The organism is Yersinia artesiana (assembly GCF_902726545.1).
Classification (GTDB): Bacteria; Pseudomonadota; Gammaproteobacteria; order Enterobacterales; family Enterobacteriaceae; genus Yersinia; species Yersinia artesiana.
In genome coordinates, this window is record NZ_CACVAD010000029.1 from 1 (window position 1) to 25530 (window position 25530).

The window sequence follows — 25530 nt, forward strand, 5'->3', positions numbered from 1 at the left end:
CAATCATTTAAACCAGTTTTTAATATGCTTGATTCGTTAGATGATCATATAGTGCAAGAATTGGATGAGTGTACTGTTAATAATTTTGAAAAAATGGCAATGAAATTATCTGAAGATATTAATAAAGATATAGATAATGACAATACGGATCTTGAACAAATAGAAAATGATAAAATTAAATTCGCTTTCGATTTTAAAGAAATAAATGATGAATTTGAGCATCGTCCCAAAGATGATTTAGAATGGGACGATGTTGTTTCTGGTGGATAATACAAATCCAATCAATTAACACAATACCACTGTTTACACCTATCGCTGCAATTAATCGCCATTGTTGCCAAAATGTTAATGTTTCTTTGTGTTATATTTAATGCAGACCTCATAATTTCAAGGGAATAGCCTTGTGATGATGAATGTGGCTTAGAACACGATAAGAAACAATGGAGGCGCTATGTCGTTGGATTTGCGAAAAACGAGTATGGCCAGGTTGGTCGCCCTCAATCACGAATATCACTATTACAGCCTGCCGCAATTGGCGGCAGTGCTGGGGGATATCGACCGATTACCTAAATCACTGAAAGTGTTGTTAGAAAATTTGCTCCGCCATCTGGACGGTGAGCAGGTTCAAGAGGATGACCTTAAAGCTATTGTGGCGTGGCAACAGACTGGCCATGCAGACAAAGAGATCGCTTATCGACCCGCACGCGTCTTAATGCAAGATTTTACCGGTGTCCCGGCGGTAGTGGATTTAGCCGCGATGCGCGAAGCGGTGCAACGTCTTGGCGGTGATGTGGCACAGGTTAACCCGTTATCACCAGTTGACTTGGTGATCGACCACTCGGTCACCGTCGATGAGTTTGGGGATAAAGCGGCATTTGGTGAAAACGTTCGCCTGGAAATGGAACGTAACCACGAACGCTATATCTTCCTGCGCTGGGGACAAAAAGCTTTTAGCCGTTTTCGCGTAGTGCCGCCGGGCACCGGGATTTGCCATCAGGTGAATTTGGAGTATCTGGGGCAAACCGTCTGGCATGAACAGCAGAGCGGCAAGGAGGTGGCTTACCCGGATACTCTGGTAGGAACCGACTCTCATACCACCATGATTAACGGTCTGGGGATCCTGGGCTGGGGCGTGGGCGGTATTGAAGCCGAAGCTGCGATGTTGGGTCAGCCGGTATCCATGCTTATTCCTGATGTCGTTGGTTTCAAAATGACCGGCAAGATGCGGGAAGGGATCACCGCTACTGACTTAGTGCTGACAGTAACGCAGATGCTGAGAAAACATGGTGTAGTGGGTAAGTTTGTCGAGTTTTACGGTGATGGTCTGGCGGATTTACCCCTGGCAGATCGCGCCACTATTGCCAATATGGCACCGGAATATGGTGCCACCTGCGGCTTCTTCCCGGTTGATGATGTCACTTTGGGCTATATGCGTTTAAGTGGCCGTAGTGATGAACAGATAGCGCTGGTGGAAACCTACAGCAAAGCTCAAGGGTTATGGCGCCATCCGGGGGATGAGCCGGTGTTTACCAGCCAGTTATCACTTGATCTGAGTACGGTTGAGTCCAGTCTGGCGGGGCCAAAACGCCCGCAAGACCGAGTTGCTTTGCCGAAAGTCCCTTTGGCGTTTAATGCTTTTGAAGAACTGGAAGTTAATAGCAAAAAAGACAAAGTGAGTCATGTATCCTTCACTCTGGACGGCAAAACCCATGAGTTGGAACAAGGTGCTGTGGTCATCGCGGCCATTACCTCCTGTACTAATACCTCCAACCCCAGTGTATTGATGGCGGCCGGCTTATTGGCTAAAAAAGCCGCAGAAAAAGGGCTTAAAACCAAACCCTGGGTGAAAACGTCATTAGCTCCCGGTTCGAAAGTCGTCACTGAATATCTTAAGTCAGCCGGTTTAACGCCTTATCTGGATAATTTGGGCTTTAATCTGGTGGGCTATGGTTGCACCACATGTATCGGTAACTCCGGCCCATTACCAGAACCAATAGAAAAGGCTATCAAAGAGGGTGATTTAACGGTAGGTGCTGTGCTGTCCGGCAATCGCAACTTTGAAGGGCGCATTCATCCCTTGGTCAAAACTAACTGGCTGGCCTCGCCACCGCTGGTGGTTGCTTATGCTTTGGCTGGCAATATGAATGTCAATTTGACGCAAGACCCGTTGGGCAACGATCCGCAAGGCAATCCAGTCTATCTGCAAGATATCTGGCCGACTGGCCTTGAGATCGCCAACGCGGTTGAAGAAGTGAAAACGGATATGTTCCGCAAAGAGTATTCTGCGGTGTTTGATGGCGATGAAGAGTGGCAGGGCATTCAAGTCGATAGCACGCCAACTTATGATTGGCAGAGTGACTCCACCTATATTCGTTTGCCGCCTTTCTTCAGTGATATGAAAGCATTACCGGAACCGGTGCGGGATATCCATCATGCCCGTATTCTGGCTATTTTGGCCGATTCCGTTACCACCGACCACATTTCACCGGCAGGTAATATCAAGCTGGATAGCCCAGCAGGCCGCTATCTGCGTGATCGCGGCGTGGAGATTAGAGAATTTAACTCCTACGGCTCTCGCCGCGGTAACCATGAAGTGATGATGCGCGGAACCTTTGCCAATATTCGTATCCGCAATGAAATGGTACCCGGTGTCGAGGGGGGGATCACTCGCCATATTCCATCTCAAAATCAAATGGCTATCTATGATGCGGCGATGCGTTACCAGCAAGAGAATGTGCCGCTGGCAGTGATTGCCGGTAAGGAATATGGCTCCGGTTCTAGCCGTGACTGGGCAGCTAAGGGGCCGAGGTTGCTGGGCGTGCGCGTTGTTATCGCGGAATCATTCGAACGTATTCACCGTTCGAATTTAATCGGAATGGGAATTCTGCCGCTGGAGTTTCCACAGGGTGTTAATCGTAAAACATTGGGCCTGACCGGTGATGAATCTATTAGTATCAGTGGGTTACAAAGTTTGGCTCCAGGGCAAACAGTCCCTGTCACCATCACTTATGTGGATGGACGGCAACAAAAGGTTGATACCCGCTGTCGCATAGATACTGGCAATGAATTGGTTTATTTCGAAAATGGCGGCATCCTGCATTATGTGATCCGCAAAATGTTGTAATAAACCGATAGTTACGTGACAGTGTCACGATTTGGTGAGTGAAGGGGTTACCGCGCCTGGGGGCACTTCGGCGACTTACGTCGCTACGACCCCAACGGCACGATGCCCCTTCATTTGACGTTGTCAGCAATCGGAAGGGCCAGGCCATTATTTGGTCAACAAATGGCCCATTTTGGCGGCTTTGGTGGCCATATAGTGTTCGTTCTTAGGATTCTGCCCCACAATCAATGGCACGCGTTCAACGATATTGATCCCGGCCTCGGAGAGAATTTCGACCTTCTTCGGGTTATTGGTCAGCAAGCGCACGGCTTTGACACCCAATAACTTATACATATCAGAACACAGCGTGAAATCGCGTTCATCGGCAGCAAAACCGAGTTGATGATTAGCTTCAACGGTGTCGGCACCTAAGTCTTGCAAAGCATAAGCGCGGATTTTATTCAGTAAACCAATATTACGGCCTTCCTGACGATGATAAATCAGTACACCACGGCCTTCTTCGGCGATATGTGCCAATGCAGCTTCTAACTGGAAACCACAATCGCAACGCAGGCTAAAGAGAGCATCACCCGTCAGACACTCAGAGTGAACACGGGAGAGCACCGGCTCGTCAGTGCTAATATCGCCAAATATTAATGCCAGATGGTCATGACCGGTGGCTAACTCTTCGAAACCGACCATCAGGAAGTCACCCCAAGGGGTCGGTAATTTGGCTTCTGCTACACGTTTTAGCTGCATTTTGCTGTTCATATTATAACTTCATACCCTTAGATAGGTTGTCGCATACCCTACCGTGAATGCCTGCTATACCCTGTTGGCTAGGGCATAAGGTTAAATAAAATTTTTCTGCGATCATTATTAGCTATATTGCCATAACTTTTGACATGCCGCTGTTCAACAAAGCAGCAATAAGGCTGGCGAGAATGTCTATCTAAGACTTATTTCAGTAATGATAAAAATTTGTGTATGTTATCAATGGATAGAGAGACTTATATTTTATCGATATAGCACTTATATAAATCGTGCTATCACCACAGGTAATATGTTGTGGATATTGCCAGAAAGAAAGGGCCGCAGATGTGGAATATAGCAAAACGAATCACCGTGGGAGCGCTTATTTTACTGCTGCCAACCTTTGTCATTTGGCTTTCCGGTTGGCAGTGGCAACCGGGTGGCGGTGAAAGTTGGTTAAAAGGGCTGTTTTGGGTGACAGAGACGGTGACTGCGCCGTGGGGCATCGTTACCAGCATATTATTCGGTGGCTGGTTTTTATGGTGTCTGCGTTTTCGACTCAAACCGGCTATTGGCTTGTTGGTTATACTGAGTCTGGTTATTGTTGTGGGGCAGGGGTTGAAATCGCTGATTAAAGAGCATGTGCAGGAACCTCGGCCGTTTGTGGTGTGGCTTGAGGCCGAGCATCATATTGATAATCATTTTTTCTATTCTTTACCGCGTTCCGAGCGCAGTAAGTTGATTAAACAACAATTGCAGAATCAATCTGCGATCCCATCGTGGTTGAGCAGTCACTGGCAGTTTGAAACTGGCTTTGCCTTTCCTTCCGGCCACACGGTTTTTGCTGCCAGTTGGGCATTATTGGCCGTCGGATTGTTATGGCCCCGGCGACACTATAAAACGGTTATTTTCCTGATGATCTGGGCGCAGGGCGTGATGATGAGCCGTCTGGTATTAGGTATGCATTGGCCAGGCGATTTAATGGCGGCCACGATAATTAGCGGTTTGTTAGTCGCGATGGTATGCAGTTTGGTGCAGCGATGGTTCGGCCCGTTGAATATTCCCCCGCAGGAACAGCATGAGATTGAAAAGCGCGATCATGACTAAAATGAGGCAATTACTTCTTATTAACAATTAAGTATTTGCAATAAAGTTGCTTAAAATAATCTCTATCGAGCATCCGTTCGGTGCTTTATCTTGGTACAGGGTTTCTTTGCGGGGTGAGGAAGTGCTAATTTGTTAAGTAAGGACGCCACATTTTTGGCATAATTCATCAGGTTGATTCGGCCTTTAGGAAAAAACGTGAAATATTTGCTGATTTTTTTGTTAGTGCTCGTCATTTTCGTGATATCAGTCACGCTCGGAGCAAATAACGATCAGGTCGTTACCTTCAATTATTTATTGGCTCAGGGCGAATATCGCATCTCTACCTTGTTGGCCACGCTGTTTGCCGCCGGTTTAGTGCTGGGATGGATTATTTGTGGGCTTTTTTATCTGCGGGTTCGAATTTCATTGGGTCGTGCAGAGCGGAAAATTAAACGCCTTGAATCGCAGCAAGAGCTACCGATTGAACCCAGTGCGACTGCATCCACACCTGCCGTCAGCAAGGAATAATTTTCTATGTTAGAAATGCTGTTTCTGCTGTTACCAGTCGCTGCCGCCTATGGTTGGTATATGGGGCGCAGAAGTGCTCAGCAGGATAAGCAGCAGGATGCGAATCGCCTGTCTCGTGAATATGTGGCCGGGGTTAACTTCCTTCTCTCAAACCAGCAAGACAAAGCGGTTGATCTGTTTCTTGAAATGCTGAAAGAAGACAGTTCAACAGTTGAAGCACATCTGACGTTAGGTAATTTGTTCCGCTCCCGTGGTGAAGTTGACCGCGCTATCCGCATTCATCAAGCCTTGATGGAAAGTGCCTCCCTGACTTTTGAACAGCGTTTGTTGGCTATCCAGCAATTGGGCCGCGATTATATGGCGGCTGGTTTATATGACAGGGCGGAGGATATGTTCAACCAATTGGTTGAGGAGCAAGATTTCCGCCTTGGCGCATTACAGCAGTTATTAGTTATCCATCAGGCGACCAGTGATTGGAACAATGCCATCGAAGTGGCGGAAAAACTGGTCAAGATGGGGAAAGATAATCAGCGATTGGAAATTGCTCACTTTTATTGCGAATTGGCATTGCAAGCCATGGGAAGTGATGATCTTGACAAGGCCATGGGCCTGTTGAAAAAAGCGGCCTCAGCAGACAAACAGTGCGCCAGAGTGTCTATCATGCAAGGTCGGGTGTATCTGGCCAAGGGTGAGTATGCGAAGGGCGTGGAAGCGCTGGAGCGCGTGTTGGAGCAAGATAAAGAAGTGGTCAGCGAAGCATTGCCGATGCTGAGTGAATGCTATCAACACTTACAACAACCCGAAGCCTGGGCTAATTTCCTGAAACGCTGTGTTGAAGATAATACTGGCGCGACGGCTGAGTTAATGTTGGCGGAAATTCTGGAACAGCATGAAGGCCGCGATGTGGCGCAAACCTATATTAATCGCCAATTGCAACGCCATCCAACCATGCGCGTTTTCTATCGGTTGATGGACTACCACTTGGCAGATGCTGAAGAAGGGCGCGCCAAAGAGAGCTTACTGTTGTTGCGCGATATGGTTGGCGAGCAAATCCGCACCAAACCGCGTTATCGTTGCCACAAGTGTGGTTTTACCGCGCACTCACTCTATTGGCATTGCCCGTCTTGTCGTGCCTGGGCGTCTGTTAAGCCAATCAGAGGGTTGGATGGTCAATAAATTAGCGATGTCGGGTGAACTGAATCACCCGATGGGCAAGTCGTGAAATGATCTATTTTTTCTTCTGTGGTGCTTTTAGCAGTTGTCGCAGTTTCTTCAATTCCTTCTGGCTCAACGGCTGTTCTGAAATTTCTTCCACACCTTGGTTATCAATCTCGCTGTGATGCAATTTGGCATCTTTGCGGCTGCTCTTAGCGTTTTTAACATCGACCGTAAAACTTTTTTCTAATCTTTCGCAGACTTCGGTACTGAGGGAAAACTGTTTTTCTAAGGCGGCAGCTTTGATTTTCTCTTTTAATTCCAGAGGGATTTTAATGGTTAAGGTAGATATTTCGCTCATCATATAACCTTCAACTTAGGGGAAAATACCAAGCTAAGCGAGGAAAATGAAACTGTCCAGTGGATAACATAACTGTCACAAAAAATTCACATTTGGCGGTTTCAGAAATAGACAATGCGCAGCAGGTTAGGTGATCTGAAGTGATGGAGGATTATGGTTTGGCGTAACCGACGGGTAAAGCCAGTTACGCCGGAGAAATATGCAGGTTACGGGCGACTGTGTGGATAATGTATCAGGTCGTGGAAGCGCACAGAATGGCCGCTTTCATTGCGATAGCTGTGTGGGCAATCAGCCGCAAATCGTAGCGCCTCACCGGTGGTCAGAGCTCGGGTCACGCCATCGACAGTGAGTATCAGTTCCCCTTCAATAACAATCACATGTTCAATCACGCCGGCTTCGTGTGGCGTTGACTCACTGCATCCACCCGGTGCGAGGTCGATAACAAACATATCCATGCGCAGTGTGGCGTCATAGGGAAACAATGGCACGACGCGCATTCCCGATGTTTCGCTATTGAATGTGGTGAGTAAGCCATGACGGTGCAGTGCAGCAGATTGCGCAGGCGGTGTTTCGAGAAATTGTGAGAAAGAGACGTTCAGGCCACTGGCGATTTTCCACAGCGTCGCCACTGTCGGGCTGGATTCGCCGCGTTCAATTTGCCCCAGCATCGCTTTACTGACACCGGTTTTTTCCGCCGTCTGGCTCAAACTCCAACCCCGTTCGTGGCGAACAGTTTTCAGTTGGCTGCCAATATGGTGGGTAAGCTGCTTCATTTTTGGCTCCTCTGGCGCGACTCTTTAGCGAACACATTTCTTTATTGAACACAATTGTGCGTTATAGCGCACGATGATATGTTGAGTGCAATAGATGTACGTTATAACGCACGACAGCATACCGCTGGCATTCGCTAATCAGAAGGACTTTCCCCAATGGCATCGCGTTTCCGTTTGCAAGATTTAACTTTTTCTGCGGTTATCGCCGGTTTTGTCGCTGTTCTGGTCGGCTATACCAGCTCCGCAGCAATAATTTTTCAGGCAGCGGAAGCAGCAGGGGCCAGTGTGGCACAAATCGGTGGTTGGCTGAGTATGCTTGGGCTGGGAATGGGGGTCACCAGCATAGGTTTATCGCTGTATTATCGCACGCCAGTGCTCACCGCCTGGTCAACACCGGGTGCTGCGCTATTGGTGACCAGTTTGCCCGGTACATCGGTCAATGAAGCCATTGGGGTGTTTGTGTTTGCCACCGGACTTATTTTGCTGTGTGGCGTGACCGGCTTATTCGCCAGATTGATGCATTATATTCCTCAGGCACTGTCGGCGGCGATGTTAGGCGGGATTTTGTTGCGGTTTGGCTTGGACGCTTTTACCTCGTTACAAAGTAACTTCGCGCTAGCTGGCACCATGTGTCTGGTGTATCTATTGGCAAAACGAACCTTTTCGCGCTATGCGATTGTTCTCGCGCTGGTCGCCGGGCTGGTGGTGGCCGGATTACAGGGCAATATTGCGCTGCACGGCCAGACGTTGATCTTTGCCACCCCCGTCTTTGTCATGCCGCACTTCACAATCTCAACCCTTCTCGGCATCGGTGTTCCGTTTTTCGTGGTGACAATGGCCTCACAAAATGCGCCGGGCATCGCTACGCTGAAAGCGCATGGTTACAATCTACCGGTTTCCCCCCTGATTTCATGGACAGCACTGACCGCGCTGGTTTTAGCACCGTTTGGTGGGTTTACCGTCTGTATCGCGGCGATTACGGCGGCGATCTGCATGGGGCAGGATATCCATCCTGATGCGAAAAAACGTTATATGGCGGCGGTCGCTGCCGGGTTTTTCTATCTGATCGCCGGTGTATTTGGTGGCTCAATCGGTATGGTGTTTACTGCACTGCCGGTCGCGCTCATCCACACTATTGCTGGTCTGGCCTTGCTTGGCACTATTGCCGGTAGTTTGTATCGTGCGCTGGAAAATGAATGTCAGCGTGATGCAGCAATTATCACGTTTTTGATAACCGCATCCGGCGTGACATTGTTGGGGGTCGGTTCCGCGTTTTGGGGGCTGATCGGGGGGATAATCACACATCTGATCCTCAACCTCCCGACGCGCAAAACGGCACATGGCGCCGGGAAAAGTTGAGTTTGTTTCCGTTCTGGGGAACAGAATTTTACTCGCGGGGAAAAGTGGCTGAAACCACCTTTCCCCTTCGTCACTTATTAGCGGTAAATGATCGCCGTACCGTGCAATTTGTTATTACCAGTCGCAGAGGTGATCAGATATGAGGTTGCGCCGGCTTCATCTGCTTTTTTCGCCAGTGCGTTTTCTAATTCAGTTAATGTTCCGGCATTGCTGGCGGCAACGATGCCAATCTCACTCAAGCCTGTTGCCGGGGCATGCTGGATCTGTGTGGCAGCAACACTGGCAAATGAAGCGAAAGAAAGGGCCAATGCAGGGATGATATATTTAATATTTTTCATGTAGAACTCCTGTTACTTATTTACCATTTAAATAACAAATTATTATTTAAATCATGATATAGACAATCACTGTCTGGCGATGGAGTGCATCATAGCGCAGGGTTGTTTAAATAAAATCACAAAAAATTGATTTTTATCATCAAAAAATTCGAATGACATTTTACGTTTCTTGAAACTTTTTTACTTAACTGCGGGTATAAGAAGTACGCCTGCTTTTGCATAAATCTACGTAACCAGAAAAAGCCTGACAAAGGGTGGCTAAACTCACACTGCCGACTGCTGTAATTTCAGTGACACACCCTGTAGAATGTTGCTGTTATCATGACTAACTGACTGAAAAAGGCTTGAAAATGACGTCTGCAACTAAAACTAATAACAGTGGCTCAATATCTTCTCCGATCGTTGTCGCACTGGATTATGCCAATAAAGACGCGGCGTTAGCCTTTGCTGATCGTGTTAACCCACGGGATTGCCGGCTAAAAGTAGGCAAAGAGATGTTCACGTTATATGGCCCGCAACTTGTTCGAGACTTGCATCAGCGTGGCTTTGAAGTCTTTCTGGATTTGAAATTCCACGATATTCCTAACACCACCGCCCGTGCGGTTGCGGCGGCGGCGGAATTGGGCGTGTGGATGGTGAATGTCCATGCCACCGGGGGGATGCGCATGATGACCGCAGCCAAAGAAGCGTTATTACCCTTTGGTCAGCAAGCACCATTACTCATTGCCGTGACGGTGCTTACCAGCATGGATGGCGAAGATTTACGTGATATTGGTATTAATATCACCCCAGCCGAACATGCCGAGCGGTTGGCGAAATTAACCTGGGATTGCGGTTTAGATGGTGTCGTGTGTTCTGCCCATGAAGCGGTGCGCTTAAAGCAGGTGTGTGGTGAAGATTTCAAACTGGTGACACCGGGTATACGCCCAGCAGGCAGTGACACTGGCGATCAGCGCCGTATCATGACACCAGAACAAGCGGTAGCGGCGGGGGTGGATTATATGGTGATAGGACGCCCGATCACCCAATCTCCCGATCCTGAAAAAGCTCTGACCGATATTCTGGCCTCTCTGGTTAAGGTGGCATAATGAGTCATGATAATAGCCGCTTGGTTTATTCAACCGACACTGGCCGCATCACTGAGCCTGAAGTCAAACCGCAGCGGCCTAAAGGCGATGGTATTGTCCGTATCCAGCGTCAAACCAGTGGTCGCAAAGGCAAGGGCGTGTGTTTGATTACCGGTATTGATGGCAGTGACGAAATGCTGGAAAAACTGGCCGCAGAATTGAAGAAGAAGTGCGGTTGCGGTGGTTCGATTAAAGACGGCATCATTGAAATTCAAGGGGATAAACGCGATCTTCTTAAGCAACTGCTCGAAGCCAAAGGGATGAAAGTCAAACTGGCAGGGGGTTGAAAGGAATGACAATATTTTGCTTTATTGTTTGTCGTTTGACGGGGTGACTGCCCCGATGGGCGCTCCGGCAGCTTACGCTGCTACGACCCATGCGGCACATTTCCCCGTCAATCAACTTTGTTATCGCTATAGGTTCAACAACACAAAATTTTATCCAAAGTTATTGGGACTGTAGCTAGGCGGCAAACGAATAAATCCCGATGAGCTGACTTATGTCAGTGATTCGGGTGCATGAGAGCCGCCAACAACGCTACAGTTTCAAGAACGAAGGATAAAGTTATTTGCCAACCTGATGGCCAATAACCCCACCAATAGCCGCACCACCCAGAGTACCCAATGTGCTATCAGTCAGCACCGCGCCCCCAACAGCCCCGACACCGGCACCGATGGCGGTATTACGGTCACGTTTTGACATGTTGGAACATGCAGATAGTGATAGGGCCAGCGTTAGTGCCAATGCGGCAGTCGCAAATCTCTTATTGATCATCATAATTATTCTCCTCACGTTGGCTGAGTATGAATCCATACTGAATCAAACTTACCTTACTCAGTATAGGCATTATATTAATATTAAGCGTCAGCTCATTCCATTTGTACTTAGAATAAAAAACGCCATTTTGATTTAAATTTGGAATTAATATTGAGAACTGGTTTCTTCATCAATAGAATCTAGTATAATTACCCATAATTCATTTAATAGGTAAATAGTCCTAATTTGAACGCATAAGGTAGGGAATTAAGGATTATCTTAGGTCGAAAACACAATTAACCCCTTGTCTGTACTCAAAAAACCTTCATCACCGGTCGTGTATCTCTCAGACTGCACTTTCCAGCCGATCTGTACGCAGTTTATAGCTATTTATCCCATACCGGTTCTCACCTGTGGCGCTGAAAATGAGACAAATTCAGTTATTCAGGATACGACGATGCTCAACGAACTGAAGCAGCAGGTGCTTGCTGCTAACCTGGCACTGCCACGCCATAATCTGGTCACTTTCACCTGGGGAAATGTCAGTGCTGTTGATCGGCAAAGCGGCCTGCTGGTGATTAAACCTTCTGGCGTTGAGTATGACGTGATGACAGTGGATGACATGGTGGTCGTCGAGTTGGAAACCGGCAAAGTGGTGGAGGGCAGTAAGAAGCCTTCGTCGGACACCGACACGCATCGGGTGCTTTACCTTAATTTCCCTCAAATCGGCGGCATCGTGCATACGCACTCACGCCACGCCACCATCTGGGCGCAGGCGGGGTTGGATTTACCCGCCTGGGGCACCACGCATGCGGATTATTTCTATGGCGCAATCCCCTGTACCCGCCTGATGACACCAGAAGAGATTGCCGGCCGTTATGAGTGGGAAACCGGTAATGTCATTGTCGAGACATTTGTTGATCGGGGCATTAAACCAGAAGATGTGCCCGCCGTTCTGGTGAATTCACACGGGCCATTTGCCTGGGGAACTGATGCTGATAATGCTGTACACAATGCGGTCGTGTTAGAAGAACTGGCTTATATGGGGATTTTCTCACGCCAGTTGAACCCGCAGTTGGGGGAAATGCAGCCACAATTGCTGGATAAACACTACCTGCGCAAGCACGGGAAAAATGCCTATTATGGGCAATAAAAACTGAGTTTGGCTGCCGCCCGTGTTTAGTCTTGCACGGGTTTTTCTAACCATAATATCGAGTCGCTGATATCGAGCATTTTTGCCTCGATTTGCGCGATAGCATCATTGATTCCCTGATTGTAAAAATGTGCACCCAATTCGCGACTGATAAATTGCAGTAAAAATTCGGCGTCAAAATCTTCCAACTCAATATTGTGCTCTTGCTCCAGATAACGCTGCAGTTTGTATGTCATGCGTTGGGTTTGGTCGCGGGTGAAGGTGATGTCTGCCATTGCTGCTCCGATTTATTCACTTAGAATATCGACTTGAATTCCATGGGTCGCTAACTGTTGTTGATAGCTGGTGGGCAGGCGATTATCCGTGATGACTCTGTTGACGGCAGAGATAGGGGTCAACAGGTTCTGATGGATCTGACCAAATTTTGATGCATCCGCCAGAATAATATTCTCTGCGCCTTTAGCCAACACACTGTTAATCACCTCGGCCCGCAGCACATCGCGCCCGGTGAATCCGGTATTGGTGTGATAGCCATCAATACCAATAAATGCTTTGCTGAAGTTCACATGACGTAAGCACAGTAGTGTCAGTGGGCCAACCATGCTGTCACTTTTCTTCTGATAAATCCCGCCCAATAGAATCACTTCGCAAGCTGAGTCTTTTAATTGCCGGGCAATGTAGCCGCTTACCGTCACCAGTGTGATGCCAGGCCGCTTTGCCAGTTGGTGGGCCAATAGGGCGTTACTGCTGCCACTTTCAATAAATATTGTCTCACCGTCGTTAACCAGCGAGGCGGCGTGATTGGCCAGTTTTTGCTTCGTTGAGAAATGGCGCATCATACGCACATCAATATCATCACTTTCCAGGGCAACAGCGAAGCCATGCACGCGCTTAATTAAGCCCCGTTTCTCCAGCAGATTGAGATCTTGTCGAATAGTGACTTCTGATACATGGGTCGCTTGCGACAACTCCCTGACACTCACGCGTTTGTTGTCATTCACCTGTTGCAAAATCGTTTGCTGTCTTGGGTTCATCATAGCTTTGCCAAATAAATAAACTTTCATTTGAAGTATAATTCACTTTCGAATGAAAGATACTTGATAAAGATCACATTATTGATTAATGGTTCAACTATGATTGCAGCTAATGATTTTTCGTTATTTTATTTGCCGTTCTGGTCATTTGGTTAATCAGTATGACCGCTTAATAATCCAACTTGGAGGTTGTTATGGAGCTTTATCTCGACACAGCAGATGTGGCCGCAGTTAAACGTCTGGCGCGAGTTCTGCCTTTGCAGGGTGTTACGACCAATCCCAGTATTCTGGCAAAAGCGGGCAAACCTATTTGGGAAGTGCTCCCTGCGCTGCGCGATGCTTTGGGGGGAACCGGTAAACTTTTCGCCCAAGTGTTGGCCAGCGACAGCGAACTGATGGTGTCGGAGGCGGTATTACTGTCCCAACGCGTTCCTGGTTTGGTGATCAAAGTGCCAGCCACCGCAGAAGGGTTAGCAGCAATTAAGAAATTGAAAACGATGTCAATTCCGACATTGGGTACCGCGGTATACGGTGCCGGGCAAGGGCTATTATCGGCATTAGCCGGAGCTGAATATGTTGCTCCCTATGTTAACCGGCTAGATGCGCAGGGTGGCGATGGCATCGCGATGGTACGGGAGTTACAGCAATTGCTGACCTTACATGCGCCGGGCGCTAAAGTGCTGGCAGCCAGCTTCCGGACACCTCGGCAGGTATTGGATTGCCTGCTGGCGGGTTGTCAGTCCGTGACCATTCCCGTGGATGTCGCCGAGCAGTTTATCAGCACTCCAGCGGTTAAAGCCGCTGTAGAGCAGTTTGAGCATGACTGGCAGGGCGCATTTGGCTCAGCAATCTTGAGCTAGTGTTTCATTCATGGACTAAAGCATACAAAAACGCCCGTTTAGACATTAAACGGGCGTTACGTTGTCACTTGTTGAGTAAGCACTCTTATGAAGTTTTGCGGGTGCTGGCAAAGCTATTTTTAGCACGATGACTGGCGGGGCGATTGCACCGATGGGCGCTCCGGCAGCTTACGCTGCTACGACCCATGCGGCACATTTCCCCGCGAATCAACCTGGTCAAAGGTCTGGTTTTTATCCTAGCAAGGGCATTTTCCCAATTTACCACCTTTGCTGGGAAAGCGGGCTTCCAGACAGTAACGATGGAAGTCACGTTCAGTCATCGGCGGCGTATCAGGGTGGTGACGGCGCATATGATTCACATAATTGCCATAATCCTGCACCCCCACCATCAGACGAAAACTCTGAGCTACCCGGTGCGCAATCAAACGTACCCAAGCCCACCAGGTGGTCGGGTGAGCGACGACGGGTACCAGCAGCGGTACGCAGCGCGTAATCTGACGCGGCCCTGCTGGAAATGGCCGTTGCAACAGATGGTTTTGCTGCCTGCGCAGTGGGATACCGGCATTAGCCACGAACAGTCTCCTCACGCAATACAATTTCAGTCTCATGCGTAGTCGGTTTGCTGGATTTCAGCGCGCGCCGAATCACGAAGAAAGATGAAATCAACATGGTCACTGCCACCAGCATAAAGAAGGCACACAAAGCGGCATTGATCTGGTTGTTAAACACAATGGTTTCCATGTCCTTAATGCTCTTGGCTGGGGCAATCAATACCCCTTGCTCGACACCAGCCGAGAATTTCTTCGCCTGAGCCAGGAAACCAATACTCGGTTTTTCGTGGAAAATCTTCTGCCAGCCCGCCGTCATTGAGGTAATAAACAGCCAAATTGTTGGCAGGATGGTTACCCAAGCATAGCGCTGCTTCTTCATTTTAAACAGCACCACCGTCCCTAAAATTAGCGCCATTGATGCCAGCATCTGGTTACCGATACCGAATAGTGGCCATAAGGTATTAATGCCACCCAGCGGATCGACCACTCCTTGATAAACAAAGAAGCCCCAACAAGCTACCGCGACCGTGGTGCCGGATAGGTTGCCAAACCATGAACGGTTATTCGCCAAACTGGGCACTACCACGCCGACCAAATCCTGCACCATAAAGCGGCAGGCACGGGTACCGGCATCAACAGCGGTCAGAATAAACATCGCTTCAAACAGAATGGCAAAGTGATACCAGAACGCCATCATATTGCGGCTATTAAAGACTTCACTGATGATATGCGCCATCCCAACCGCGAAGGTCGGTGCGCCACCGGCACGAGATAAGATTGAGTTCTCGCCGACATCTTTGGCAATCATGGTCAGGATTTCAGGTGTGACGACAAATCCCCAACTGTTGATAGCTTGCGAGGCACTTTCTACCGTGGTGCCAATCAGTGCTGCCGGTGAGTTCATGGCAAAGTACACGCCCGGATCGATAACCGATGCACAAATCAGCGCCATAATGGCGACGAATGATTCCATCAGCATCGCACCGTATCCGATAAAGCGGGTATGGCTTTCGCGTTCCACCAGTTTTGGTGTAGTACCACTGGCAACCAGCGCATGGAAGCCCGAAATAGCACCACAGGCGATAGTGATAAACAGGAATGGGAACAGGCTGCCGGAGAAGACCGGGCCACTGCCATCAATAAAGCGCGAGACGGCAGGCATTTTCATTTCTGGCATGGCGAACACAATACCAATTGCCAAACCGATAATGACGCCAATTTTCAGGAAGGTTGATAAATAGTCACGGGGCGCCAACAGCAGCCATACCGGCAGTACGGAGGCGATAAAACCATAAATGACCAACACCCAGGTCAGGGTGGTGCCGTGCAAGGTGAAGAACGGCCCCCAGTAAGGGTGAGCGGCAATATTCCCACCATAAATAATTGCCGCCATCATTAACACAAAACCAATCAATGATACTTCGGCGATTTTACCGGGGCGCAGAAAGCGCATGTAGACGCCCATAAATAGCGCAATGGGGATGGTGGCTGCAATGGTAAACAAGCCCCACGGGCTGTCTGCCAGAGCTTTAACCACCACCAATGCCAGAGCGGACAAGATGATGATCATCACTCCTAAAGCACCCAGCATGGTGATGACACCAGCAAATGCCCCTAATTCTTGTTTCGCCATTTCCCCCAATGAGCGGCCATCACGGCGGGTTGAGATAAACAGGATAAGGAAGTCCTGTACCGCACCGGCCATCATCACACCCACCAGAATCCAGATAGTGCCGGGTAAGAAGCCCATTTGGGCGGCCAAAATCGGCCCAACTAGCGGCCCGGCTCCGGCAATAGCGGCGAAGTGGTGGCCGAAGAGTACCCATTTATTAGTCGGAACATAATCCAGACCATCATTACGTCGTTCAGCAGGGGTTAACCGGCGGTCATCCAGCTCAAAGACATTCTTGGCAATAAACAGACTATAAAAGCGGTAGGCGATGCTGTAACAGGCTACTGAGGCAATCACCAGCCAGATAGCATTGACATGTTCGCCTCGGCTCAATGCCAGCATGGCAAACGCGAATGCACCTATTAACGCGACGGTCAGCCAGATGACGACAGTCTTGACGTTTTTCATGGGTAACGACTCCTTGTTATGGGGGGAATTTAACGGCAATCAGCACCCGTTTGGGAAAAAAGATGCAAACCGTTAGTTAACATAGGAGCTTTAATGTGAAAGAAAAGTAGCGAAAGTGAGAACTGTGATGAGCGAAATGTTTTTTGCTCACTATTAGAATTATTTTCTTACATATTGTGACGGCTATCCGACTGGGAAGCGCGGTAGGTAACATAATGAGGTTGGGGCATAAAAAAGCCGTGGGATGTTGTGCATCACCACGGCTTTACCCGTCATACTTCAAGCTGCATGTGCGTTGGCTGCCTTCACTTACCCAAGTCATTGAGTTATCTCAACTCCTTGTGTTCATTCCGTTGCCGCCTACCTGCAACTCGAATTATTTAGGATATAATTAATAATATATTGATTCTAAACATCAAACCACAGGGCGGGCCACCACGTTACGTGTTTCCATCCGCACTTCGGCAATGCGCACTTCGATTTTATCACTCTGGCTGTAAACCGTTTCACCTTTGATTTGGACGGTGCCGGTTTCCTGGCTGCACACCATTTCATCACGCACCGCATGAATAAATGGCGCGGGAATAAAGGCGACTGCGCCGTTATCCAGTAAGCGCACCCGCAGGCCACCGCGCGTGACATCAATGATTTCCGCCGGGAAGCGTGTATCCGTGCCGGCCATCGGTTGCAGGTAACGGGCATACAACCAATCACCGACATCACGTTCAGCCATGCGATTCAAACGGCGGCGTTCGGCCAATTGAACCGTGATGTCGTCCTGTGGTTTTTCCGCTTGCTGGCCGGTAATGATGGCTTTAAGTAGACGATGGTTGACCATATCGCCATATTTACGAATTGGCGAGGTCCAGGTGGCATAAGCTTCAAGCCCCAAACCGAAATGTGGGCCGGGAACCGTGCTGATTTCAGCGAATGTCTGGAACCGGCGAATGCGGCTGTCGAGGAACTGGGTTGGCAATGCATCCAGATGACGGCGCAATTCACAGAAACCAGGTAAGGTCAGCAGCGCTTGCGGATCGGCTTCCACGCCATTGGCCTGCAACACATTCGCGGCTTGCTCAACCAGCGCCGGATCGAAACCGGTATGCACGTTATATATGCCAAAACCAAGATTATCACGCAGCGCAATAGCGGCGCAGACGTTAGCGGCAATCATGCACTCTTCTACAATACGGTTAGCAATGCGGCGGTGCTCAACAATGATATCCAGCACTTCGCCTTTTTCACCCAACACGAAGCGGTAGTCTGGCCGGTCTTTAAATACCAGTGCATGCGCCTGACGCCATTGGCTTCGGGCATCACAAACGCGTTTTAATAAGGTGATTTGTTCGGCAATTTCGGCATTTTGCGGCTGCCAGTCACCACAGCCTTCCAACCAGTCAGAAACTTCGTCATAAACCAGTTTGGCTTTCGACTCAACCCAGGCGGCAGAGAAATGAATGTCATCACCGAGCGTGCCATCAGCAGCGATAGTGACGCGGCACACCAATACCGGGCGGCGCTCATTGGGTCGCAGTGAGCAGAGATTATCGGATAAATCCCGTGGTAGCATCGGGATGTTAAAGCCCGGCAAATAGTTGGTAAATGCGCGTTTACGGGCAATTAAGTCCAACTCACTGTTTTCATCGACATAAGCAGTAGGGTCAGCAATAGCAATGGTCAACAACAGCGAGCCGTCACCGTTGTCTTGCACATGCAAGGCGTCATCCATATCTTCGGTGCTGGCGCTGTCGATAGTGACAAAATTAAGCGCAGTCAAATCTTCACGTTGCAGGTTGGTATCGTGCAGTGCTGATTCAACCATGGCTGGCGCTTCACGCTCCAGATTATGGCGCGCCAATGTCACCCACCATGGCACGAAGTGATCTTCACTATCCGTAATAAAAGCAGTCAGATCAGCATTAAAGGCGCGATCGCCTTTTAATGGATGGCGGCGCATTTCCGCCACCGCCCAATCACCGGTCTGAAAATCGTGAGTCAGTTCGCGCACTGGACGACATTGAATGGCATCACGCAGCAGAGGATGGTCAGGAACAATAGACAGGCGGTCATCTTTTCGTTGCACACGGCCGACAAAGCGAGATAAAAATGGCTCAACCAGAGTTTCCGGCTCAGCAATTTCACGATCTTTATCGGTGTGAAGGGTGGCAACAATACGATCGCCATGCATAACTTTTTTCATCTGTGGTGGCGGAATAAAGTAACTTTTCTGCCCGTCTACCTCAAGAAAGCCAAAGCCTTTCTCAGTACCTTTAACTACGCCTTCGACGCGTGGAGTCTGAGTGTGAAGTTGCTGTTTTAGCTGCGCCAGCAGCGGGTTATCTTGAAACATATCGTCCAGTGAATGGTGTAGTGAGTGGGGTTAATCCGGCTGACAGTTTTACGCGAATCAGCCCCATCGGGCAAGCGGCATATCATTTTGCAGAGGAATTCCCTATTAAAGGCAGGGGTATGTCTGAGGTTAATGACAAAGTGCCCGTAACGGTGAAAACAGGCAGATCGTAAAGACGCCGTAAACCCCTCCCTGGGGGCTCGAACCGCGCCGTCCTTGGCGCGGACGCTTTACTCTTCTACCTGTTCCCACCTTGCAAGGTCGAGTTGTCGGGGGTTGTCAGCAGTCTGAGACATGGGTATGTCTGGTGCTTTTTGTCAGCCGTGATCCACAATAATTGGCCCCGACGAATCAGGGCCAGTTTCATGACGGTATTCAAGCAATACGCAATGTTTGTGGTTGTTGCCAGCGGCGCACTGTCACTGGCACGGATTTTGAGGTTGGCGTGTGGGTTTCATCACCAAAACTGGATAACGGCACCAGCGGATTGGTTTCAGGGTAATAAGCAGCCAGATTTCCACGGGGAATATCGTAACTTACCAGCTTGAAGCCACTGACTTTTCGTGTGATCCCGTCATTCCACAGCGTTTCAATTTCAACTAAATCGCCATCTTCTAATGCCAGTGCGGCCAAATCTTGCGGGTTAATAAACAGCACTTCCCGTTGACCATACACTCCGCGATAGCGGTCATCGAGGCCATAAATAGTGGTGTTGTATTGATCGTGTGAACGCAAAGTTTGCAGCACAAACGGCGCCTGCTCACCGGCAGTCTGCGGAACCAGGCTATCAGGAAGCATTGCTGCACAGAACTCGGCTTTACCACTGGGAGTGGCAAATTGCATTGCGGCAGCGGCACTGCCCAGATAGAAACCACCGGGTTGTTCGCAACGGGCGTTAAAGTCATCAAAACCGGGAGTGGTGGCCGCAATATGGTCACGAATCAAGTTGTAATCGTCGGCTAATGCCAGCCAATCCAGCGTGTTCCCCTCGGCAGGCTGCTGAGCAAAAACAGCATTGGCAATGCCGCAGACAATGGCTGTCTCAGAGTGTTGAGTATCGGCCAGCGGTTTCCCCACCCCTTCCGAGGCGTGCACCATACTAAATGAATCTTCAACAGTAATAAATTGTGAGCCAGTAGCTTGCATATCACGTTCAGTACGGCCCAGCGTCGGAAGAATCAAGGCTTCGGTTCCGGTTATCAGGTGGCTGCGATTCAATTTGGTGCTGATATGCACTGTTAGCTCACAACTGCGCAGTGCTTGCGCGGTGCGCTCGGTATCGGGAGCCGCTGCTGCCAGATTACCACCAAGAGCAATCAACACTTTGACTTCGCCGCGCAGCATGGCTTCAAGCGCTTCCACGGTATTATGTCCGGCGGCTTGCGGCGGGGTAAAACCAAAATGTTCGCCTAAGCGCGTCAACATGGCAGCAGAGGGTTTTTCATCAATGCCCATGGTGCGGTTGCCTTGCACATTACTGTGACCACGCACTGGGCATAACCCCGCACCGGGTTTGCCTAACTGACCAAACAGCAGTTGCAGGTTGGTCAGTTCCCTGACGGTTATCACCGAATGTTTATGCTGTGTGATACCCATTGCCCACGTCAGGATAACGCGCTCTGCATGCTGATAGATATCTGCTGCGTGACGTATTTGTGCCTCGGTTAAGCCCGATTGCTGGGTAATCTGCGCCCATGACGTCTTATCAACCGCCGCCAGATAATCATCAATTCCTTGAGTGTGCGCGGCAATAAACGCTTCATCCAATAAACCGGGTAACCCTTGTGCCAGTTGCTGACGATGGGTTTCCAGCAGGGCTTTCACCATACCGCGCACCGCTGCCATATCACCGCCAAGATTGGGTTGAAAATAGGCAGAGCTGATGGGGGATGATTTAGGTGTCAACATTTCAATCGGGTTTTGTGGGTCAGCAAAGCGCTCCAATCCACGTTCACGCAAGGTATTGAAGCTGACGATTCGTGCGCCGCGATCTTTGGCATGGCGTAAGCTGTGCAACATCCTCGGATGATTAGTGCCCGGATTCTGTCCGAAGACAAAAATGGCGTCAGCCAGTTCAAAATCCTGCATACGAATGGTGCCTTTACCGACACCAATACTCTGTTTCAGCCCGGTACCACTGGCTTCATGGCACATATTTGAACAATCTGGAAAATTATTGGTTCCCAACATACGGCCGAACAGCTGATAAAGGTAGGAGGCTTCATTACTGGCCCGGCCTGAAGTATATAGCTCCAACTGATTTGGGTTATCCAATCCATTAATATGCTTGGCAATTAACTCAAGAGCACTTTCCCAACTGATGGGTTGATAACGGTCAGTCTGGGAGTTATAGCGCATGGGGTGGGTAATTCGCCCTTGATATTCAAGGAAATAGTCACTCTGTTGGCGCAGAGTGGTCAGGCTGTGTTCCGCAAAAAACGCCGGTTCCACCGCCTTGCGGGTGGCTTCCCAACTGACTGCTTTAGCGCCATTTTCGCAAAAACTGAAGGTGCTGTGGTTGTCATCTCCCCAGGCACAACCTGGGCAGTCGAAGCCTTTGACTTGGTTAACGCGCAGCAAGTTGCGAATATTCTTTAGTGCTTGCTTGCTGTCCAGAACAAAGCGCGTGGTGGCTTCAAGAGAACCCCAGCCACCAGCAGCGCCGGTGTAGGGTTTTATGGCTGATTTAAATTTCATGATGATACGCCGCAGGTGTTTTTTGTTTCAAACAGGTAACAAAATAATTAACTGTTTGATTCTATTTTGTCACAAGTCTAGTGGGGTGGGGCATTGGCGTCTAATCGAATACCACAATCGCGGCATAGAGCGGGCTTATCACAAGAATGATTACTCATTAATCAAACAGAGCGCATTCATAATTTTGTGTCATTCCTTGCTGATTGTATGTTGCTGGAACGACACAAAATTTTTAACATTCCGCCACTAAAGAGCGGGCGTTAAAATGAAGGAGGAAGTGGCGGCGCGGCAGTCGGAACGCCGTTTGCATCAAATTTGAGATCAACTTTAAACTGCTCAGCCTCGGTGCTGGTTTTATTTCCAGCCTGCTGGGTCAACTCATTTGCTCGCGCCTCGGCAACTTTGGCATCCACTTTGGCTTCTGCTGCTAATCGGTTAGGCTCCTCACGGTTGTATGCTTCTCTCCCCTTAGCCATCTCATCTCGAACTTCCTGTTGTTTCTTATTGGGACTGCGATTGGGAATATCATCGCTTTGATCTCGAGTTTTGGCTAATTTTGCTTTCAATTCCTGCATCAGGTCATTAGGGAGTGCCTTAACTAAGGTGCTAGTTTGCTGCTTGCTTTTATCCTGCGGCTTCAGTTCAATACCCCGCGATGGAGTCAAAAATGAAGACGGTGGGAGAGGCGGTGGAGGAGGCGGTGCGCCATTATCGCCAGGCTTGAAAACAACGTTTTTTGGCACAAGCTCCATCGCAGCTTTGGCTTTATTTGCTGCCTCCTGCGCCTCTGCTTCGAGCGCCTTGGCAACTTTGGCATCCACCGCTGCTTCAGCTTCTCGTCGTATAGGTTCATCGCGATTGTATTCTGCTGTTAGCTGGGCGATTTCCTGTTGAATCCAATCTAACGGCTTATCTGAGATATCATCGGTAACTTGATCTGTTTTACCTTTATCCGTAGCAAATTTTGTTTTCAGTTCCTGGAGTAGGGTGTTTTGCACATTTTTATCTTCTGGACCTTTTGGCACAATATCTGCTTTCGAACTCTTCAGCTTGACTACCGCAAGAGCATCAGCCAGAGAGCATGCCGGTTGCTTCGGCGCATTCTGCTGTTGTAAAGCTATATCCCGAGATAGCGGCGAGGACTGATTTTGGGGCATAGGAGAAAGTGAGAGGGATGAGGAATGTTGCTCAACCGAGGCGCGTTTTCCCTGCAAGTTAGGTAATTCACGCTTTCCGGATGATTGAGTAATCTTGACAATTTGTTGGGAAAATCCCCTAATTAGATTCTTGTGTACCTTATTACCACTTTCTACCAATTTTTGAAAAAAGCAGGCTGTCTTTTGAATACTGAATGTTGCCATTAAATGTTGCTCCTATAATAATTTATAGGAAAGATAACAAAACAACATTGCCGCTCCTTTCAAAAAACGATTCGCTGCTTTAGCCATTTCTATGGTGATCACTGGCACGCTTTTGGCGTAATTCAATCAGATTTAGTCATCAATGTTCAGGATAGACTTTTTCTTTAAACTCGCACAAATCTTCAATAATGCACGAACCGCAGCGGGGTTTGCGGGCAATACAGGTGTAGCGGCCATGTAAAATCAGCCAGTGGTGGCAGTCCAGTTTAAATTCAGCGGGAACCACTTTGAGTAACTTGGCCTCAACCTGATCAACATTGCTACCTGGGGCAAAGCCGGTGCGGTTACATACACGAAATATATGTGTATCAACGGCAATCGTCGGCCAACCAAAGGCGGTATTTAGCACTACATTGGCGGTCTTACGGCCAACACCCGGTAGTGCTTCCAGTGCTGCGCGATCTTCTGGCACTTCGCCGTGATGTTTTTCCAGCAATATCCGGCAGGTTTTAATCACGTTCTCAGCTTTGGTGTTAAACAAACCTATAGTTTTGATGTATGACTTGAGACCATCAACCCCCAGATCCAGTATGGCCTGCGGAGTATTAGCCACTGGATAGAGCTTCGCTGTGGCTTTATTGACACTGACATCGGTTGCTTGCGCCGACAAAAGTACGGAAATCAACAACTCAAACGGCGTGCTGTAAACCAACTCCGTCGTTGGATGTGGATCGTTATCCCGCAGGCGGGTCAAAATAGCAACACGTTTCTCTTGATTCATAAGGCTTTCTCTGCCACTCCATCCTGAAGTTGCGGTGTGATAGCCAAGGCTCTGGCTTTGCGCGCTTTCATTTTCTCATCAATGACATATTTCCCGGCTAACAGCAGACCCAGGCCGATAAACGCACCCGGTGGCAACATGGCTAACAGGAATGGGCTGTCCAGATGCAAGACTTCAATGCGCAGCACTTTTGCCCAATGACCGAGTAGCATATCTGCGCCATCAAACAGGGTACCGTTGCCCAAAATTTCACGCAGTGAACCCAAGACAAATAATGCGCATGTTGCCCCCAGCCCCATTGCTAGGCCATCCAGCGCCGATAACCCGACGGGATTTCTCGCCGCATACGCCTCCGCTCGACCAATCACGATACAGTTGGTCACAATCAATGGAATGAATATCCCAAGAGACTGATATAAGCCAAATGCATAGGCGTTAATCAGCATTTGCACCGTGCTGACCACGGAAGCAATGATCATCACATAGATAGGAATACGGATTTCATTCGGCACCCAGCGGCGTAGCGCCGATACGGCGGTGTTGGTACACACCAAGACCAGCGTGGTGGCTAAACCCAGGCCGAGCGCATTGGTTGCCGTCGATGAAACGGCTAACAGTGGGCACAGGCCCAGCAGTTGCACTAAAGCCGAGTTATTTTTCCATAGCCCTTGGGCTAATAAGTCTTTTGCTTCACTCATTGTGTTTCTCCACAGACGGGCAAGCTATCAAGTTTTGCCGGCAGAGTTTCTAAAAATAGCGCCGTATTTTTCACCGCCCGAACCACCGCTCTTGGCGTAATGGTCGCACCGGTAAACTGATCAAAGTCGCCGCCGTCTTTTTTCACTGCCCAACGCTTATCTTGTTCACCATCCACATGTTGGCCGCTGAAATGACTGATCCAATCAGAGATACGAATATCAATTTTATCACCAAGGCCAGGGGTTTCGTGATGTTCAATCACCCGGCTACCCAGCACGTTACCGTCAAAATCCGCTCCGACCAAGAGTTGGATCGCGCCGGAATAGCCATCTGGCGCGGTAGTTTCGATGGCGGCAGCAACCGGCTGACCCTCTTTGCGCGCCAGATAAAGGCGGTGAGGGGACATATTACCGAGGGCGGAATCAGTGACAACGTAACATTCAGCTTGCATGTCATTATCATAATTCTCAGCCGGAACGACCTGATCCAATAAGGCTTTCTGCTGTAGTGCCGCCTGATGGGCGATGGTAGATTCGGTTAACGAATTAACCACTGCAGTCAATCCGGTGGCACCTGCGGCAAACAATGCCAGAGTGATACCGTGACGCTTCATGGTATTTAGCAT

The 25530-nt window shown here is 49.1% G+C and carries 25 protein-coding genes; 10 read left to right on the plus strand and 15 right to left on the minus strand.

Annotated elements, in window-relative coordinates; all coding sequences use genetic code 11:
• Both HU019_RS11500 and acnA read left to right on the plus strand, forming a co-directional pair.
• Positions 1 to 270, plus strand: a 270-nt coding sequence (locus HU019_RS11500; RefSeq protein ID WP_174850489.1) for a hypothetical protein, incomplete at its 5' end; no start/stop codon positions are given.
• Positions 271 to 451: 181 nt separating this feature from the next.
• Positions 452 to 3124 carry an aconitate hydratase AcnA gene (acnA, locus tag HU019_RS11505; RefSeq protein ID WP_174849591.1) on the plus strand — a complete coding sequence of 891 codons (2673 nt, stop codon included), beginning with the start codon at positions 452 to 454 and terminating at the stop codon, positions 3122 to 3124.
• Between the two features lie 147 nt (positions 3125 to 3271).
• On the opposite strand, the gene ribA is transcribed toward acnA, so the two are convergent.
• Positions 3272 to 3862, minus strand: a complete 591-nt coding sequence (gene ribA, locus HU019_RS11510) for a GTP cyclohydrolase II (RefSeq protein WP_050075620.1) — start codon at positions 3860 to 3862, stop codon at positions 3272 to 3274.
• 339 nt (positions 3863 to 4201) lie between these two features.
• Between ribA and pgpB the strand changes: the two genes are divergently transcribed.
• The 3 genes from pgpB to lapB all read left to right on the plus strand — a co-directional run bounded on the left by pgpB (position 4202) and on the right by lapB (position 6646).
• Complete coding sequence (gene pgpB / locus HU019_RS11515) at positions 4202 to 4963, plus strand: phosphatidylglycerophosphatase B (RefSeq protein WP_174849597.1); 762 nt, start codon at positions 4202 to 4204, stop codon at positions 4961 to 4963.
• Between the two features lie 195 nt (positions 4964 to 5158).
• Positions 5159 to 5470, plus strand: a complete 312-nt coding sequence (locus HU019_RS11520; RefSeq protein ID WP_174849590.1) for a LapA family protein — start codon at positions 5159 to 5161, stop codon at positions 5468 to 5470.
• Between the two features lie 6 nt (positions 5471 to 5476).
• Complete coding sequence (lapB, locus tag HU019_RS11525; protein WP_174849589.1) at positions 5477 to 6646, plus strand: lipopolysaccharide assembly protein LapB; 1170 nt, start codon at positions 5477 to 5479, stop codon at positions 6644 to 6646.
• Positions 6647 to 6698: 52 nt separating this feature from the next.
• On the opposite strand, the gene HU019_RS11530 is transcribed toward lapB, so the two are convergent.
• Together HU019_RS11530 and HU019_RS11535 are read right to left on the minus strand one after the other, a co-directional pair.
• Complete coding sequence (locus HU019_RS11530; protein ID WP_174849596.1) at positions 6699 to 6986, minus strand: hypothetical protein; 288 nt, start codon at positions 6984 to 6986, stop codon at positions 6699 to 6701.
• A 206-nt stretch (positions 6987 to 7192) separates the two neighbouring features.
• Positions 7193 to 7759, minus strand: a complete 567-nt coding sequence (locus HU019_RS11535; RefSeq protein ID WP_174849588.1) for a helix-turn-helix domain-containing protein — start codon at positions 7757 to 7759, stop codon at positions 7193 to 7195.
• 156 nt (positions 7760 to 7915) lie between these two features.
• On the opposite strand from HU019_RS11535, the gene HU019_RS11540 reads away from it, so the two are divergent.
• Entirely contained in the window at positions 7916 to 9118 is a 1203-nt protein-coding gene (locus HU019_RS11540) for a benzoate/H(+) symporter BenE family transporter (RefSeq protein WP_174849587.1), read from the plus strand.
• 77 nt (positions 9119 to 9195) lie between these two features.
• Here HU019_RS11540 and bhsA read toward each other — a convergent pair whose 3' ends face one another.
• Positions 9196 to 9456, minus strand: coding sequence for a multiple stress resistance protein BhsA (bhsA, locus tag HU019_RS11545; RefSeq protein ID WP_174849586.1), 261 nt, complete (start codon positions 9454 to 9456; stop codon positions 9196 to 9198).
• Positions 9457 to 9806: 350 nt separating this feature from the next.
• Between bhsA and pyrF the strand changes: the two genes are divergently transcribed.
• Complete coding sequence (gene pyrF / locus HU019_RS11550; protein WP_174849585.1) at positions 9807 to 10544, plus strand: orotidine-5'-phosphate decarboxylase; 738 nt, start codon at positions 9807 to 9809, stop codon at positions 10542 to 10544.
• Positions 10544 to 10870 (plus strand): stress response translation initiation inhibitor YciH, encoded by a 327-nt coding sequence (yciH, locus tag HU019_RS11555; protein WP_019079480.1) that lies wholly within the window; start codon positions 10544 to 10546, stop codon positions 10868 to 10870. Before pyrF ends, yciH begins: the two co-directional genes overlap by 1 nt.
• A gap of 277 nt (positions 10871 to 11147) precedes the next feature.
• Here the strand turns inward: yciH and osmB are convergent, their stop codons facing one another.
• Positions 11148 to 11363 (minus strand): osmotically-inducible lipoprotein OsmB, encoded by a 216-nt coding sequence (osmB, locus tag HU019_RS11560; protein WP_174849595.1) that lies wholly within the window; start codon positions 11361 to 11363, stop codon positions 11148 to 11150.
• A gap of 433 nt (positions 11364 to 11796) precedes the next feature.
• Here osmB and araD point away from each other — a divergent pair, with 433 nt between their 5' ends.
• Positions 11797 to 12492, plus strand: a complete 696-nt coding sequence (gene araD, locus HU019_RS11565) for an L-ribulose-5-phosphate 4-epimerase (protein WP_174849584.1) — start codon at positions 11797 to 11799, stop codon at positions 12490 to 12492.
• Positions 12493 to 12518: 26 nt separating this feature from the next.
• On the opposite strand, the gene HU019_RS11570 is transcribed toward araD, so the two are convergent.
• The gene (locus tag HU019_RS11570) at positions 12519 to 12767 is read right to left on the minus strand and encodes a DUF2164 domain-containing protein (protein ID WP_174849583.1); all 249 of its coding nucleotides are present in this window, start codon (positions 12765 to 12767) and stop codon (positions 12519 to 12521) included.
• A gap of 12 nt (positions 12768 to 12779) precedes the next feature.
• A complete protein-coding gene (locus tag HU019_RS11575) occupies positions 12780 to 13526 on the minus strand; it encodes a DeoR/GlpR family DNA-binding transcription regulator (protein ID WP_174849594.1) in 747 nt (248 codons plus the stop codon).
• Positions 13527 to 13720: 194 nt separating this feature from the next.
• Here HU019_RS11575 and fsa point away from each other — a divergent pair, with 194 nt between their 5' ends.
• Positions 13721 to 14386, plus strand: coding sequence for a fructose-6-phosphate aldolase (gene fsa / locus HU019_RS11580; RefSeq protein ID WP_005169909.1), 666 nt, complete (start codon positions 13721 to 13723; stop codon positions 14384 to 14386).
• A 236-nt stretch (positions 14387 to 14622) separates the two neighbouring features.
• Here the strand turns inward: fsa and HU019_RS11585 are convergent, their stop codons facing one another.
• The 8 genes from HU019_RS11585 to rsxG form a co-directional block, all read right to left on the minus strand.
• Positions 14623 to 14958, minus strand: a complete 336-nt coding sequence (locus HU019_RS11585; RefSeq protein ID WP_235921285.1) for a YbdD/YjiX family protein — start codon at positions 14956 to 14958, stop codon at positions 14623 to 14625.
• On the minus strand, positions 14951 to 17017 hold the full coding sequence (locus HU019_RS11590) for a carbon starvation CstA family protein (RefSeq protein WP_174849582.1): 2067 nt from the start codon (positions 17015 to 17017) through the stop codon (positions 14951 to 14953). Before HU019_RS11590 ends, HU019_RS11585 begins: the two co-directional genes overlap by 8 nt.
• Positions 17018 to 17432: 415 nt before the next feature.
• Positions 17433 to 19367, minus strand: coding sequence for an exoribonuclease II (locus HU019_RS11595; RefSeq protein WP_174849581.1), 1935 nt, complete (start codon positions 19365 to 19367; stop codon positions 17433 to 17435).
• A 375-nt stretch (positions 19368 to 19742) separates the two neighbouring features.
• Positions 19743 to 22064 (minus strand): FdhF/YdeP family oxidoreductase, encoded by a 2322-nt coding sequence (locus HU019_RS11600; protein WP_174849580.1) that lies wholly within the window; start codon positions 22062 to 22064, stop codon positions 19743 to 19745.
• A gap of 260 nt (positions 22065 to 22324) precedes the next feature.
• Positions 22325 to 23425, minus strand: coding sequence for a hypothetical protein (locus HU019_RS11605; protein ID WP_174849579.1), 1101 nt, complete (start codon positions 23423 to 23425; stop codon positions 22325 to 22327).
• Between the two features lie 139 nt (positions 23426 to 23564).
• A complete protein-coding gene (gene nth / locus HU019_RS11610; protein ID WP_005164815.1) occupies positions 23565 to 24206 on the minus strand; it encodes an endonuclease III in 642 nt (213 codons plus the stop codon).
• Entirely contained in the window at positions 24203 to 24904 is a 702-nt protein-coding gene (locus tag HU019_RS11615) for an electron transport complex subunit E (RefSeq protein ID WP_174849578.1), read from the minus strand. The genes nth and HU019_RS11615 overlap by 4 nt, the downstream gene beginning before the upstream one ends.
• Positions 24901 to 25530, minus strand: coding sequence for an electron transport complex subunit RsxG (gene rsxG / locus HU019_RS11620; RefSeq protein ID WP_174849577.1), 630 nt, complete (start codon positions 25528 to 25530; stop codon positions 24901 to 24903). The genes HU019_RS11615 and rsxG overlap by 4 nt, the downstream gene beginning before the upstream one ends.

Bases quoted from the DNA above. Each gene is read 5' to 3' on its own strand.
- acnA (WP_174849591.1), top strand. From the start codon at position 452: ATGTCGTTGGATTTGCGAAAAACGAGTATGGCCAGGTTGGTCGCCCTC.
- ribA (WP_050075620.1), bottom strand. From the start codon at position 3,862: ATGCAGCTAAAACGTGTAGCAGAAGCCAAATTACCGACCCCTTGGGGT.
- pgpB (WP_174849597.1), top strand. From the start codon at position 4,202: ATGTGGAATATAGCAAAACGAATCACCGTGGGAGCGCTTATTTTACTG.
- lapB (WP_174849589.1), top strand. From the start codon at position 5,477: ATGTTAGAAATGCTGTTTCTGCTGTTACCAGTCGCTGCCGCCTATGGT.
- HU019_RS11530 (WP_174849596.1), bottom strand. From the start codon at position 6,986: ATGAGCGAAATATCTACCTTAACCATTAAAATCCCTCTGGAATTAAAA.
- HU019_RS11535 (WP_174849588.1), bottom strand. From the start codon at position 7,759: ATGAAGCAGCTTACCCACCATATTGGCAGCCAACTGAAAACTGTTCGC.
- HU019_RS11540 (WP_174849587.1), top strand. From the start codon at position 7,916: ATGGCATCGCGTTTCCGTTTGCAAGATTTAACTTTTTCTGCGGTTATC.
- bhsA (WP_174849586.1), bottom strand. From the start codon at position 9,456: ATGAAAAATATTAAATATATCATCCCTGCATTGGCCCTTTCTTTCGCT.
- pyrF (WP_174849585.1), top strand. From the start codon at position 9,807: ATGACGTCTGCAACTAAAACTAATAACAGTGGCTCAATATCTTCTCCG.
- yciH (WP_019079480.1), top strand. From the start codon at position 10,544: ATGAGTCATGATAATAGCCGCTTGGTTTATTCAACCGACACTGGCCGC.
- araD (WP_174849584.1), top strand. From the start codon at position 11,797: ATGCTCAACGAACTGAAGCAGCAGGTGCTTGCTGCTAACCTGGCACTG.
- HU019_RS11570 (WP_174849583.1), bottom strand. From the start codon at position 12,767: ATGGCAGACATCACCTTCACCCGCGACCAAACCCAACGCATGACATAC.
- HU019_RS11575 (WP_174849594.1), bottom strand. From the start codon at position 13,526: ATGAACCCAAGACAGCAAACGATTTTGCAACAGGTGAATGACAACAAA.
- fsa (WP_005169909.1), top strand. From the start codon at position 13,721: ATGGAGCTTTATCTCGACACAGCAGATGTGGCCGCAGTTAAACGTCTG.
- HU019_RS11590 (WP_174849582.1), bottom strand. From the start codon at position 17,017: ATGAAAAACGTCAAGACTGTCGTCATCTGGCTGACCGTCGCGTTAATA.
- HU019_RS11595 (WP_174849581.1), bottom strand. From the start codon at position 19,367: ATGTTTCAAGATAACCCGCTGCTGGCGCAGCTAAAACAGCAACTTCAC.
- HU019_RS11600 (WP_174849580.1), bottom strand. From the start codon at position 22,064: ATGAAATTTAAATCAGCCATAAAACCCTACACCGGCGCTGCTGGTGGC.
- HU019_RS11605 (WP_174849579.1), bottom strand. From the start codon at position 23,425: ATGGCAACATTCAGTATTCAAAAGACAGCCTGCTTTTTTCAAAAATTG.
- nth (WP_005164815.1), bottom strand. From the start codon at position 24,206: ATGAATCAAGAGAAACGTGTTGCTATTTTGACCCGCCTGCGGGATAAC.
- HU019_RS11615 (WP_174849578.1), bottom strand. From the start codon at position 24,904: ATGAGTGAAGCAAAAGACTTATTAGCCCAAGGGCTATGGAAAAATAAC.
- rsxG (WP_174849577.1), bottom strand. From the start codon at position 25,530: ATGCTAAATACCATGAAGCGTCACGGTATCACTCTGGCATTGTTTGCC.